Source organism: Acidovorax sp. GW823-FHT01C06 (assembly GCF_058798375.1).
Genome location: NZ_JBXAKN010000001.1, coordinates 292,015 through 304,980 on the forward strand (window position 1 = coordinate 292,015; position 12,966 = coordinate 304,980).

General features: G+C 70.4%; 13 protein-coding genes. 10 read left to right on the forward strand and 3 right to left on the reverse strand.

Annotation, left to right across the window (positions count from 1 at the left end; translation table 11 throughout):
- Positions 1-141: 141 nt before the first annotated feature.
- The 6 genes from AC1RCS_RS01385 (at position 142) to AC1RCS_RS01410 (ending at position 5,835) form a co-directional block, all read left to right on the forward strand.
- The gene (locus AC1RCS_RS01385) at positions 142-696 is read left to right on the forward strand and encodes a hypothetical protein (protein WP_492244707.1); all 555 of its coding nucleotides are present in this window, start codon (positions 142-144) and stop codon (positions 694-696) included.
- Positions 693-1,964: an MFS transporter gene (locus AC1RCS_RS01390; RefSeq protein ID WP_369641150.1), complete on the forward strand. Its 1,272-nt coding sequence runs from the start codon at positions 693-695 to the stop codon at positions 1,962-1,964. Before AC1RCS_RS01385 ends, AC1RCS_RS01390 begins: the two co-directional genes overlap by 4 nt.
- Complete coding sequence (locus AC1RCS_RS01395; protein WP_218298015.1) at positions 1,961-2,413, forward strand: PTS sugar transporter subunit IIA; 453 nt, start codon at positions 1,961-1,963, stop codon at positions 2,411-2,413. Before AC1RCS_RS01390 ends, AC1RCS_RS01395 begins: the two co-directional genes overlap by 4 nt.
- Entirely contained in the window at positions 2,382-2,651 is a 270-nt protein-coding gene (locus AC1RCS_RS01400; RefSeq protein ID WP_218298016.1) for an HPr family phosphocarrier protein, read from the forward strand. The genes AC1RCS_RS01395 and AC1RCS_RS01400 overlap by 32 nt, the downstream gene beginning before the upstream one ends.
- On the forward strand, positions 2,648-4,405 hold the full coding sequence (ptsP, locus tag AC1RCS_RS01405; RefSeq protein ID WP_218298017.1) for a phosphoenolpyruvate--protein phosphotransferase: 1,758 nt from the start codon (positions 2,648-2,650) through the stop codon (positions 4,403-4,405). Before AC1RCS_RS01400 ends, ptsP begins: the two co-directional genes overlap by 4 nt.
- A gap of 185 nt (positions 4,406-4,590) precedes the next feature.
- Complete coding sequence (locus tag AC1RCS_RS01410; RefSeq protein ID WP_218341845.1) at positions 4,591-5,835, forward strand: MFS transporter; 1,245 nt, start codon at positions 4,591-4,593, stop codon at positions 5,833-5,835.
- A gap of 66 nt (positions 5,836-5,901) precedes the next feature.
- Here the strand turns inward: AC1RCS_RS01410 and AC1RCS_RS01415 are convergent, their stop codons facing one another.
- The 3 genes from AC1RCS_RS01415 to AC1RCS_RS01425 all read right to left on the reverse strand — a co-directional run bounded on the left by AC1RCS_RS01415 (position 5,902) and on the right by AC1RCS_RS01425 (position 8,316).
- Positions 5,902-6,507, reverse strand: a complete 606-nt coding sequence (locus AC1RCS_RS01415) for a class I SAM-dependent methyltransferase (protein WP_492244706.1) — start codon at positions 6,505-6,507, stop codon at positions 5,902-5,904.
- A gap of 75 nt (positions 6,508-6,582) precedes the next feature.
- Positions 6,583-7,416 (reverse strand): DMT family transporter, encoded by an 834-nt coding sequence (locus tag AC1RCS_RS01420; protein ID WP_218298020.1) that lies wholly within the window; start codon positions 7,414-7,416, stop codon positions 6,583-6,585.
- Positions 7,417-7,554: 138 nt separating this feature from the next.
- The gene (locus AC1RCS_RS01425; RefSeq protein WP_492244705.1) at positions 7,555-8,316 is read right to left on the reverse strand and encodes an AraC family transcriptional regulator; all 762 of its coding nucleotides are present in this window, start codon (positions 8,314-8,316) and stop codon (positions 7,555-7,557) included.
- Between the two features lie 136 nt (positions 8,317-8,452).
- Here AC1RCS_RS01425 and AC1RCS_RS01430 point away from each other — a divergent pair, with 136 nt between their 5' ends.
- From AC1RCS_RS01430 to AC1RCS_RS01445, 4 genes are read left to right on the forward strand one after another with little or no spacing between them, the layout of a single operon-like run.
- Complete coding sequence (locus tag AC1RCS_RS01430; protein WP_492244704.1) at positions 8,453-10,615, forward strand: type I secretion system permease/ATPase; 2,163 nt, start codon at positions 8,453-8,455, stop codon at positions 10,613-10,615.
- A 1-nt stretch (position 10,616) separates the two neighbouring features.
- Positions 10,617-12,032, forward strand: a complete 1,416-nt coding sequence (locus tag AC1RCS_RS01435; protein ID WP_218298023.1) for an HlyD family type I secretion periplasmic adaptor subunit — start codon at positions 10,617-10,619, stop codon at positions 12,030-12,032.
- A 5-nt stretch (positions 12,033-12,037) separates the two neighbouring features.
- Positions 12,038-12,703: a LuxR C-terminal-related transcriptional regulator gene (locus tag AC1RCS_RS01440; protein ID WP_492244703.1), complete on the forward strand. Its 666-nt coding sequence runs from the start codon at positions 12,038-12,040 to the stop codon at positions 12,701-12,703.
- The gene (locus AC1RCS_RS01445; RefSeq protein ID WP_492244702.1) at positions 12,696-12,926 is read left to right on the forward strand and encodes a hypothetical protein; all 231 of its coding nucleotides are present in this window, start codon (positions 12,696-12,698) and stop codon (positions 12,924-12,926) included. Before AC1RCS_RS01440 ends, AC1RCS_RS01445 begins: the two co-directional genes overlap by 8 nt.
- Positions 12,927-12,966: the final 40 nt, after the last annotated feature.

Here is a 12,966-nt window from a genome sequence, read left to right on the forward strand (position 1 = left end):
ACTGTGGGCCGGGCCCGCGCCGAAACCCGGCCGCAGCCGGTGCCCCGATTGTCGCAGCTTGGGTGGAGTCGTGTGCTGCGCAAAAGTTCGCGCAAAACGGCGCACGCGGCCCGCGCTGCGTGCTGTGCCGATAATCGGCCAATGAACCGAACACCAACCCGCGCGGCCGCCTTGCCGCCCATGCTCCTGCTGGCGTGGCTGGCAGGCTGCAGCCCCGCGCTCAACTGGCGCAGCGTGCCGCTGCCCGAGGCGGCCATCACCATCACGCTGCCCTGCAAGCCCGACCGGGCCGTGCGCCCGGTGGAGCTGGCGGGCTCGCCCGTCGAGCTGGCCATGGCGGGCTGCGATGCGGATGGCGCGACCTTTGCGGTGTCGCATGCCGCGCTGGCCGACCCCGCGCAGGTGGGCGCGGCGCTCACGCACTGGCGGGCGGCCGCCATCGCCAACCTGGGCAGCGGCGCGGCCGCCCGCGCGGTCGACACGCCGTACGCGCCGCCGGGCGTGCTGCCCCTGCCCCAGTCGGTGCGCACCGTGGTCCAGGGCCAGCGCCCGGATGGCAGCGCCGTCACGGCCCAGGCCGTGTGGTTCGCGCGCGCCGTGGGCCCGCAGGTGCGGCTGTACCACGCGGTGGTCTACACCCCCAAGCCCCGCCCCGAGGTGGCCGACCAGTTCTTTGCCGGGCTCACGCTCCAATGACGGCCCCCGGCGTGCTGCCGCGGCGGGCCGCGGTGATTGTCTTCCTGGCGTTTGCCTTCGCGTATTTCCTGTCGGCCCTGGTGCGGGCGGTGACGGCCACCCTGGCGCCCACGCTGTCGCAGGAGTTCTCGCTGCACGCCAGCGACCTGGGGCTGCTGGCCGGGGGGTACTTCCTGGGGTTCGCGGCCACGCAGCTGCCGCTGGGCACCTGGCTGGACCGGCACGGGCCCAAGAAGGTCGCCCTCGGCTTCCTGGGCGTGGCCGTGGTGGGCAGCCTGGTGTTCTCGGTGGCGACGGGGTTCTCGGGCCTGCTGGCCGGCCGCGTGCTGTGCGGCGCCGGCGTCAGTGCCTGCCTGATGGCGCCCCTCACCGGCTACCGGCGCTGGTTCGAGCCCACCCTGCAGATGCGGGCGAACTCGTGGATGCTGATGACCGGCTCGCTGGGCATGGTGGCGTCCACGCTGCCGGTGCAGTGGGCGCTGCCGCTGGTGGGATGGCGGCCCCTGTTCTGGGTCCTGGCCGCGCTGATCGCGGTATCGATGGTGGTGATTGCCGTCTGGGTGCCGGCCTGGGGCGCCGCCACCCCGCGGGCAGACGGACCGGTGTCTCCTGCCGGGGCCACCGAGGGCGCGCAACACGGCTACGCCATGGTGTGGCGCCATCCCTACTTCCAGCGCCTGGCGCCCCTGGGGTTCTTCGTGTACGGCGGCATGGTGGCCATGCAGACCCTGTGGGCCGGGCCCTGGATGCAGCGCGTGGCGGGCTACACGCCGCTGGAGGCCGCCACGGGCCTCTTCTGGATCAATGTCTCCATGCTGTGCACGTTCTGGACCTGGGGCATGCTCAACCCCTGGCTGCTGCGAAAAGGGCTGGGGGCTGACCGCCTGATGGCGGCGGGCCTCCCGCTGTGCCTGGTGGTGCTGCTGGGCACCATCGTGGCGGGGCCCCGGGCCGGGGGCGGGGCGTGGGCGCTGTTCTGCATGTCGTGCACGTTCGTATCGCTGTCGCAGCCCGCGGTGGCCATGGCGTTCCCGCAGGCGCTCGCGGGGCGGGCCTTGTCGGCCTACAACCTCGTGATTTTTGCGGGGGTGTTCGTGGTGCAGTGGGGCATCGGCCTGGCGGTGGACGCCTTCGCCGCCGCGGGCCTGTCCGCGGTGCAGTCCTTCCAGGCCGCGATGGCGGTGTACCTCGCGTGCAACGCGGGCGCCTACGCGTGGTTCCTGCTGCGGGGGCGGCGCCATAATGTGCTGCAAACCACCGCGCCATGAGCACCACCAGCATCCTCATCATCGCCCACGCCCCGCTGGCCCATGCGCTGCGCGAATGCGCGCTGCATGTGTTCCCCGACTGCGGGGGCAGCGTGTCCGCGCTCGACGTGCAGCCCAACCAGCCGCCCGAGGAGTCGCTGGCGCAGGCCCGCATCATGCTCGATCAACTGGGCGCGGATTCGACGCTGGTGCTCACCGACGTGTTCGGCGCCACGCCCTGCAACATTGCGCAGCGCCTCATCGGCAACGTGCGCTCGCGCCTGGTGACGGGCGCCAACCTGCCCATGCTGCTGCGGGCCGTGAGCTACCGCCACGAGCCCCTTGATTCGGTGGTCACCCGCGCCGTGGTGGGTGGCACCCAGGGCGTCATGCAGGTGGCCATCTCCGCACCGCAGAACCAGAATACCCGCAACCGACATGATCAAGACCCGTACGACCATCAACAATAAACTGGGCCTGCATGCCCGCGCGTCGGCCAAGCTCACCAAGCTGGCCGGCAGCTTTCCCTGCGATGTCTTCATGAGCCGTGGCGACCGGCGCATCAACGCCAAGAGCATCATGGGCGTGATGATGCTGGCCGCCGGCATGGGCACCGAGGTGGAGATCGAAACCAGCGGCGAGCGCGAACAGGAGGCCATGGACGGGCTCCTGGCCCTGATTGCCGACAAGTTTGGCGAGGGTGAATGACCTTCTCCGTCCACGGTCTCGCAGTCGCCCGCGGCATCGCCATCGGCCGTGCGGTGCTGGTGGCGTCCAGCCGGGTGGACGTGGCGCACTATTTCGTCAAGCCCGAGCAGATCGAGGGCGAGATCGAGCGGGTGCGCAACGGGCGCAATGCCGTGGTCGAGGAGCTGCAGCGCCTGCAGGTGGAGATGCCCGCCGATGCGCCGCATGAACTGACCGCGCTGCTCGACGTGCACCTGATGCTGCTGCAGGACGAGGCCCTCACGGGCGGGGTCAAGCACTGGATCACCGAGCGCCTGTACAACGCCGAGTGGGCGCTCACCACGCAGCTCGAAGTCATCGCGCGCCAGTTCGACGAGATGGAGGACGAATACCTGCGCGAGCGCAAGGCCGACCTGGAACAGGTGGTCGAGCGCATCCTGCGCTACATGAAGGGCGTGGCCAGCCCCGTGGCGCCCCCCGCCAGCAGCCCGCGCCGCAAGACCCAGCAGGACCTGCTGCTCGACGACACGGTGGACGTGCCCCTGGTGCTGGTCGCGCACGACCTCTCGCCCGCCGACATGCTGCAGTTCAAGCAGAGCGTGTTCGCGGGCTTCGTGACCGACGTGGGCGGCAAGACCAGCCACACCGCCATCGTGGCGCGCAGCATGGACATTCCGGCCGTGGTGGGCGCGCGCGCGGCCAGCCAGCTGGTGCGCCAGGACGACTGGGTCATCATCGACGGCGATGCGGGCGTGGTCATCGTGGACCCGTCGCCCATCATCCTGGCCGAGTATGGCTTTCGCCAGCGCCAGGTGGAGCTGGAACGCGAGCGCCTGGCCCGGCTGCGCCACACCCCGGCCATCACGCTCGACGGCCACAAGATCGAGCTTCTGGCCAACATCGAGCAACCGGGCGACGCCGCCGCCGCCGTGCGCGCCGGCGCCGTGGGCGTGGGCCTGTTCCGCAGCGAGTTCCTGTTCATGGGCAAGAGCGGCAACCTGCCCGGCGAGGACGAGCAGTACCGCGCCTACTGCGAAGCCATCGACGGCATGCAGGGCCTGCCCGTCACCATCCGCACCATCGACGTGGGCGCCGACAAGCCGCTGGACCACAAGAGCCACAAGGACAGCTACCTGAACCCGGCCCTGGGCCTGCGCGCCATCCGCTGGAGCCTGGCCGACCCGGCCATGTTCCGCACCCAGCTGCGCGCCGTGCTGCGCGCGGCGGCGCATGGCAAGGTCAACCTGCTGTTCCCGATGCTGGCGCACACGCACGAGATCCAGCAGACCATCGCGCAGGTGGACCTGGCCCGCGCCGAGCTGGATGCGCGCGGCGTGCCCTACGGCCCGGTGCAGCTGGGCGCGATGATCGAGGTGCCTGCGGCGGCGCTCATGGTGCGCACCTTCCTGCGGTATTTCGATTTCCTCTCCATCGGCACCAACGACCTGATCCAGTACACGCTGGCCATCGACCGCGCGGACGAGGCGGTGGCGCACCTGTACGACCCGCTGCACCCCGCCGTGCTGCGCCTGGTGGGCGATGTGATCGCCGAGGGCGAACGCCAGGGCAAGAGCGTCTGCGTGTGTGGCGAAACGGCCGGCGACGTGACCATGACGCGCCTGCTGCTGGGCCTGGGCCTGCGCAGCTTTTCCATGCACCCCGCGCAGATCCTGGCCATCAAGCAGGAGGTGCTGCGCGCCGACACGCGCAAGCTCGCGCCGTGGGCGCGCCAGGTGCTGGAGGGGGACGAACCCGCGGCCGCGCTGGCGCCGTAGGGTGATGCTGAAATGCTCCTTAATTGATAGCTTTCTGCGCTTGATGGACCGGCGCCAGGGGCCGGTTTCGCCAGATTTTTTTGAAAAGTGAAGCGCGGCGTCCGCCAGCCTGCAAGGCCGGCGGATGCACTTCTCTCCGCCCGTTCTGATGGCCTGCGCTGCATCCAGAAAAACCCATGCCTCCCATGCAGCTCGCCCACGCAGACCCGTCCCTCATCGACTCGCCCCAGGCCCTGCGGCGGCTTCTTGCGACCCTGGGCCTCGTCGTGCTGGGGAACAGCAGCATGTACGTGGTGTCGGTGGTGCTTCCGGCGGTGCAGACCGAGTTCGGAATCGGCCGCGCCAGCGCCTCGCTGCCCTATACCCTGATGATGGTCTGCCTGGGCCTGGGCGGGCTATGGACAGGGCGGCTGGCGGACCGCCACGGCCTGATGCCCGTGCTCTGGCTGGGTGCCCTGGCGGTGTTTGGCGGCTTCATGGGGGCGAGCCTGTCGGGCAGCATCTGGGCTTTCGGCCTTGCGCACGCGGTGATGGGGTTCATTGGCGGCTCCGCGACGTTCGCGCCCTTGCTGGCCGATACGGCGCTCTGGTGGAATCGCCGGCGGGGCATCGCGGTGGCGGTGTGCGCCAGCGGCAACTACGTGGCGGGCGCGGTCTGGCCGCCCATCGTGCAATACGGCGTCGACTCCATCGGCTGGCGGCCTACCTACATGGTGCTGGGCAGCATCTGCGGCGTGGGTATGCTCGCGCTGTCCCTGCGCATGCGCCAGCGCCCTCCCGCGATTCCGGCGTCTGCGGCAGCGGGCGCGAACCGGGCGGCGCCGGACCGTGCCCGCCCTTTCGGCCTGGCTCCGAACCACGCGATGGCGCTGCTGTGCCTGGCAGGCATCGCGTGCTGCGTCGCCATGGCCATGCCGCAGGTCCACATCGTGGCCTACTGCACGGATCTGGGCTTCGGCGCCGCCCAGGGCGCCCAGATGCTGTCGCTCATGCTGGCCTGCGGCATCGTGAGCCGTCTTGTGTTCGGGCTGATCTGCGACCGCATCGGCGGCATCCGCACCCTGTTGCTGGGATCGGCGCTGCAGGGCATCGCCCTCGTGCTTTTCCTTCCCTACGACGGCCTGGTGCCGCTGTACGTCATCTCGGGGCTATTCGGGCTGTTCCAGGGCGGCATCGTGCCCACCTACGCCATCATCGTGCGCGAGTACTTCCCGCCCGGCCAGGCGAGCGTGAGGGTGGGGGGCGTCATCATGGCCACGCTCGTCGGCATGGCGCTGGGCGGCTGGCTTTCCGGCTGGATATTCGACGCCACGGGAAGCTACCACGCCGCCTTTCTCAACGGCATCGGCTGGAACCTGCTGAACCTCTCCATCACCGGCTGGCTCTACCTGCGCGTGCGCCGGGAGCGCGCGGCCCCGCGCATGCCGTGAATTGCTCCTGAATAGATAGCTTTCCGCGCTTTCCGGACAAGCACGGGAGGCCCGCTGGATGCAGATTCACACGGGCCGCCGCAGGGCCAGCACGCTCCAGCGCACGTCCGGCCGCCCCTGGGCGTCGTCCCGCCTGCCGCTGTGCGCGGTGGCCAGCCCGTGCCGTGCGCCCAGCGCCGCCGTTTCCTGCATCGACACGTCGAACATGCGCCGCCCCCGGGGCACGGGGCCATGGCGCAGAGACATCACCACCAGCGCGCCCGGCGCGAGCAGGTCCGCCACGGCCCGCATGGCGGCGGCGCGTTCCGCGGCGTCCAGATGCATCCACACGGCGGTCAGCAGCACCAGGTCGAACTGGCGGCCCCGCAGGCCGGTGAGCGCGGGCAGGTGGTCGTCCACCCACTCGATGGGCAGCCCCGCGTGGATGCGCTGCCCCTCCTGCCGCAAGGCCGCCGTGGGCTCGGCGGCCACCACATGGTGGCCCGCGCGCACCAGCGCGGCAGCGTCCCGCCCCGAGCCCGCGCCGATGTCGAGCACCCGGCTGGGCGCGCGCGGGAACAGGTGCAGCGTGCTGCGGTGCACATCGGCGAACGCGATGCTTTCATACTGCGCCGCCAGCGCGGCGGCGTGCGTGCCATAGCCCGCCGTGCCGGGGATGGGGAGGGTGTCCATGCGAGGATCGGGTTTGCTATCGGATAGATAGCTATCAGCGCTTGATGGGCAAGCGCCTGGGCCATTTTGATTGAATCAGCGCGCCCGCATGCCCATCACGGCCGCGCCGATGATCATCACCGTGGCCAGCGCGATGCTCCAGGTGAACGGGCGGCCGCTCACCGCGATCAGCAGCGCGGTGGACGCCAGCGGCGTGATGTAGCTCAGGATGCCGATGTGCCGCGCGTCGCCCAGCTTGAGTGCCTTGTCCCACAGAAAGAACGAGGCGCCCAGCGGGCCCAGGCCCAGCACGGCCAGCAGCGCCCAGTCGCGCGGCTGCAGCGCCACGGCGGGCTCCAGCAGCGCGTGGCACAGCAGCGACAGCACGCCCGACACCAGCCCGAACAGGCCGATGGCGGTGGTGGGGAACGCCGCCACCCGCTTGGTCATGAGCGAATAGGTGGCCCAGATGAAGGCCGCCGCCAGCGCCGGCAGGTAGCCCCAGGCGAGGGTGCCGCTCAGCGCGCGCCCGCCCGCGATGGCGATGGCGGCCCCGCCAAAGCCCAGCAGTGCCGCCAGCACATGCGGCGTGCGCAGCGACACGCCGGGCAGCACCACGGGCGAGAGCACGACGATGAACAGCGGCCACAGGTAGTTGACCAGGTTGGCCTCGACCGGCGGCGCGTGGCGCAGCGCGATGAACAGCAGGAAGTGGTAGGCGAACAGGCCGTACACCCCCAGCGCCAGCGTGCGCGCCGGAATGCGCCACTGCGACGGATCGCGCAGCACGAAGGGCCAGGCCGGCACGCTGCCGATGATGAGCGCGATGCCCGTGAGCAGGAACGGCGGAATGTGGGTGAGCGACACGCCCAGCGAGGCGAGCGAGGCCCACAGGGCGATGGCGCCGAGGGCATAGAGATTGGCTTGCATGGGCTTGACTGTATGCGCGAGCGGCGGCCCGCATCGTCGCGCAACGGCGGCCGCTCGTCGCGCAGCGGGGGTGCGGCGGCGCCGCACCGGTCATTCCCTCACCGATCCATGCATCCATTCATCCATTCATTTGCTCACTCACCCATTCGCCGGTTCATTCACCGGGCCCGGGCTCCCCGCCGGGCCCGCCTGGCGCCGCAGCGCCGCGGTCAGCGCCGAGGGTGAACGGTAGCCCGTGCGCTGCGCCACTTCGGCCACGGCCATCCCGCCGCCGCGCAGCAGCCGGGCCTGCGCCAGCCGCTGGCCGCGCAGCCAGGCCATGGGGCCCAGGCCCTGCTCGTCGCGGCAGCGGGCCGCGAACTGGCTGGGGCTCAGGTGCACGCGCGCGGCCAGGTCGGCGACCGAGAGCGCCCCGTCCCACTGCTGCGCGGCCCACTGCCGCAGCGCGGCCCAGTCGATCGGCCGCTGGCGCGAGGGTGCCAGGCCGGGGGGCCAGGCGCGGGGGCCGGAGCCTGCCAGCCACGCCTCCAGCAACAGCGCCGGGCCGTGGGCCTGCGCCAGGGGGCGGCCTTGCTGCAGTGCGCCCGCCAGGTAGTGCGCCAGCGGCAGGGCCTCGGCGGGGGGCGCGCTGGCGCCCTGGCCGTGCGGCCGCAGGCAGCGCGCCCATCCGGGCTGCGCACTGTCGAGCACCAGGCACAGGCTGCCGCGCGCCGACTCGAAGTCATGGCGGTCGCCCGGGGCGATCACGCACCCCCCGCCGGGGCTGACGCGCACGCCGCGCCCCTCGACTTCGAGGTCGAGGGCGCCGGACAGCCCCAGCAGGACCTGGAAGTGGTCATGGCTGTGGCTGCCGGGAGAGGCACCGTAGCGGCGCAGCGAAAGCTGTTCGGAGGAGGGCATGTGCACCGTGGATTTTGCTGCAACCGCACACGGACCACCAGCCGGGCGGGCGCGCGCCGGGGTGGCGATTTTTTCCTTCGCGCTTTGAATTTATGTTGCTAGAGTGAATTTCAACAAGTGGCAACAAGGAATTCATATGGTTTCAAGTGCGGGCTTGGCGCAGCCTGCAGAACTTTCAGGCAGCGGTTCCGACGAGCTGTTGGCGTGCCTGCTCATTGTTGCCAAGGCCCACGGCCTGCCTTCGACGCCCGAGGCGGTGATGGCCGGGTTGCCTGCTGAAAACCACCGGCTGACCCCCGGCCTCTTTGCCCGTGCGGCCCAGCGCGCGCACATGAGCAGCCGTCTCGTGCGGGAGCCGCTGACCCGCGTCAAGGACGCCTTGCTCCCGGCGGTCCTGCTGCTGCAGGGCGAGCGCGCGTGCGTGCTCCTGGGCTGGAGCGACGGCCGCAGCGAAGCGCGTGTCGTGCTGCCCGAACTGGGGGACGCGCCCATCCAGGTGTCGCGCGCGGCGCTGGAGGCGGACTACCTGGGCACCACGGTGTATGTGCGCCCTTCCCAGCGTTTCGATGCGCGTGCCCCGCAGGTCAGGGCGGGCCGCCATGGGCACTGGTTCTGGACCGTGCTGGCCGAAAACCACGGGCTGTACCGCGACGTGCTCATGGCCGCCTTCCTGGCCAACCTGTTCGCCCTGGGCATGCCCATCTTCACGATGAATGTCTATGACCGGGTGGTGCCCAACAACGCCATCGACACCCTGTGGGTGCTGGCGCTGGGGCTGTCCATCATGCTCGTGGGCGACCTGGTGCTGCGCACGCTGCGCGGGCGCTTCGTGGACCTGGCCAGCAGCCGTGCCGACGTGAAGCTGTCGGCCTACATCATGGAAAAGGTGCTGGGCACGCGCATGGAGCAGCGGCCGGCCTCGGCGGGCTCGTTCGCGTCGAACCTGCGCTCGTTCGAGTCGGTGCGGGACTTCATCAGCTCGGCCTCCGTCGTGGCGTTCATCGACCTGCCGTTCGGCCTGATCTTCATCGTGGTGATCGGCTGGATCTCGTGGCCGATGCTGATCCCGCTGCTGTGCGGCGCGGCGGTGATGCTGCTCTACGCCCTGGCCGTGCAGGGGCGCATGCACGCGCTGTCCGAAACCACCTACCGCGCGGGCGCGCAGCGCAATGCCACGCTGGTGGAGGCGCTGGTGGGCTTCGAGACCGTGAAGGCGCTGGGCGCGGAGGCGCCCCTGCAGCGCAAGTGGGAGCGCAGCACGGCGCTGCTGGCCCGCGTGGGCGTGCAGCTGCGCCTTCTGTCGGCCACGGCCAGCAACACCTCGGCCTTCCTGCAGCAGCTCATCAACCTGGTGATCGTGATCGTGGGCGTGCACATGATCGGCGAGCGCCAGCTCACCATGGGGGGGCTGATCGCATGCACCATGCTCGCGTCGCGGGCCATGGCGCCGGTGGGGCAGGTGGCGGGCCTGCTCGTGCAGTACCACACGGCATCGACGGCGCTGACCTCGCTCAACGAGATGATGAAGCGCGAGGTGGACCGCCCCGAGGGCGCCAGCTTCATCAGCCGGGGGCGGCTGCAGGGCGCGATCGAGTTCCGGGATGTCGGCTTCACCTACCCGGGCCAGCAGACGGCCTCGCTGCGCAACGTGACGATGTCCATCAAGCCCGGCGAGCGGGTGGCCATCCTCGGGCGCATCGGCTCGGGCAAGACCACGCTGCAAAAGCTGATGCTGGGGCTGTACCGGCCGACCTCGGGCGCGGTGCTCGTCGACGGCATCGATCAGCGCCAGCTGGACCCCGCCGAGCTGCGCCGCCAGGTGGGCTACGTGCAGCAGGACGTGGTGCTTTTCTATGGCTCGCTGCGCGAGAACATCACGCTGGGCGCCCCGCTGGCCGACGACGCGGCCGTGGTGCGGGCGGCCGAGATCGGCGGCATCCTGCCGCTCGTGAATGCGCACCCGCAGGGCTTCGACATGCTGGTGGGGGAGCGGGGCGAGTCGCTGTCGGGCGGGCAGCGGCAGGGCGTGTCCATCGCGCGCGCCGTCATCAACGATCCCGTGGTGCTGCTGCTGGACGAACCCACCTCGTCCATGGACCATTCCAGCGAGGAGGACATCAAGCGCAGGCTGGCCGATTTCTCGAAGGGGCGCACGCTGGTGCTCATCAGCCACAGGACCTCGCTGCTGGCCCTGGTGGATCGCATCATCGTGATGGACGCGGGCCGCATCGTGGCCGATGGCCCCAAGGAGCAGGTGGTGCAGGCCCTGCGCCAGGGCCGCATCGGAAAGGCGGTGTGAGATGGCCGAACTCAACGAGAAAGCCTTCGAGCAGATCGGCCGTGCCGTCAGGACGGGCGGGGCGGCCAGCGAATCCGTCTTCGGGCGCATGGTCCGGCGCCTGACGCCCGCGGGCGCGGCCGACACGCTGGACTGGGCGGACGATGCCGACTGGGCGCGGCTGCAGCAGGAGCCCCTGCGCGCCCGGGTCCTGCTGCGCCTGGCGGTGCTCTTTCTGCTGCTGCTGGTGCTCTGGGCCGCGTATGCGGAGCTCGACGAAGTCACGCGGGGCGACGGCAAGGTGGTGCCCACGAGCCAGGTGCAGGTCATCCAGAGCGTGGATGGCGGCGTCGTGGAAGTGCTGCCGGTGCGGGAGGGGCAGATCGTCGAAGCGGGCCAGTTGCTGCTGCGCGTGGACTCCACCCGGTTCATGTCGAACATGCTGGAAAGCCGGGCGAGCCTGCTCGCGCTGCAGGCCAAGGCCCTGCGCCTGCAGGCCCTGACGCAGGGCGGCACATTCATTCCTCCGCCGGACCTCCTGCGGGACGCGCCGGACATCGTTGCGCAGGAGATGCGCCTGTACCGCTCGCGGCGCGAGGAGATCAGCGCGCAGGTGTCCATCTCGCAGAACCAGCTCCTGCAGCGCCAGCAGGAGCTCAATGAGGTGCGTGCCCGCAAGGAGCAGGCCGAGCGTGGCCTGGAGTTGATGCTCAAGGAGCTGAACGCCACGCGGCCCATGGTGGCCACGGGCGCGGTGTCGGAGGTGGAGGTGCTGCGGCTGGACCGCGAGGTGGCGCGCCTGCGCGGCGACCGCGAGCAGGCGGATGCGCAGATCTCCCGCGTGCAGGCCGCGATCCAGGAGGCCTCGCGGCGCATCGAGGAGGTGCAGCTCACGGCCCGCAACCAGATGAGCGCCGAGCTGTCGGAGACCATGAGCAAGCTCTCCAGCCTGTCCGAGGGCGGCCGGGCGCTGGCCGACAAGGTCAAGCACGCGGACATCCGCTCGCCGGTGCGGGGCACCGTCAAGCGCCTGCTGGTCAACACCGTGGGCGGCGTGGTGCAGCCTGGCAAGGAGGTGGTGGAGATCGTGCCGCTGGACGACGCGCTCATCCTGGAGGCGCAGGTCAGTCCGCGCGACATCGCGTTCCTGCACCCGGGCCAGGAGGCCATGGTCAAGTTCACGGCCTACGACTTTTCGATCTACGGCGGCCTGGCGGCCGAGGTGGTGAACATCAGCGCGGACTCGGTCGTCGATGACAAGGGCAATGCCAACTACCTGGTGCGCGTGCGCACGCGCAAGGCCAGCCTGGGGGCGAACCTGCCCATCATCCCCGGCATGGTGGCGCAGGTGGACATCCTCACGGGCAAGAAGACCGTGCTGGCCTACCTGCTCAAGCCGGTGCTGCGCGCCAAGGCGAACGCCTTGTCCGAGAGGTGAATGCGATGAACCACTACCTGGCCAGCGATGTGCCGCAGTCCCTGGACCGCTGGGGGGCCGCATTCCCGCACGGCACGCGCATCGACAAGGCGCAGTGGCCCGCCATGGTGGCCGCGCTGCGCGACGGCGGCGGGGGGCGCTCGGCCATCGTGTGGCTGAGCACCGAGTACCCCGAGTGGCCGGCGCTGCTGGGCGAACTGGTCCAGTCGGACAAGCGCGCGCGCGTGGTCGTGGCCACCGGCGTACCGGACGACCGCGAAGGCCTGAAGGCCATCAACGAAGGCGCTCGCGCCTATTGCCACCTGTTTGCCGTGCCCGAGATGCTGCAGGAAGTGGCGCTGGTGGTGCAGCACGGCGGCCTGTGGGTGGGCCGGGCACTGGTGTCGCGCCTGGCCGCCGCCACCGCGGGCCTGACGGCGCCGCACGCCGTGCCACAGGCGCACCAGGATCTGCAGCTGCGGCTGTCCTCGCGGGAGCTGGAGGTCGCGCGCGCGGTGGCCCAGGGGTTGTCCAACAAGGAGATCGCGGACCGGCTGTTCATCTCGGAGCGCACCGTCAAGGCGCACCTGGGGGCCACCTTCGAGAAGCTCGGCGTGCGCGACCGGGTGCAGCTCGTGCTGCGCATGAACCAGGGCCCGCAGGTTGCACAGGGGCCCGCTTCCCATGCCTGACAAGAGCCTGCCGCCCCATGGCAATCCGCTGAGCTCCTCCGACGCGGGGCTGGCCCGGGTGACCGAGGACCTGATAGATCTGCTCATCGTGCACGGCGTGATCCGCTTCACCGACCTGCCGCTGGCTGCGCAGAACAAGCTCCTGGAGCGCAAGGAGACCCGGGCCCGCCTGAGCAATAGCCTGGATCTATTGGGTGACGATTCGGGCAACGAAACTATTTGAGTTTCCGGGGCCGGCGGGCCCAAAAGTGGACCTAAGTCCA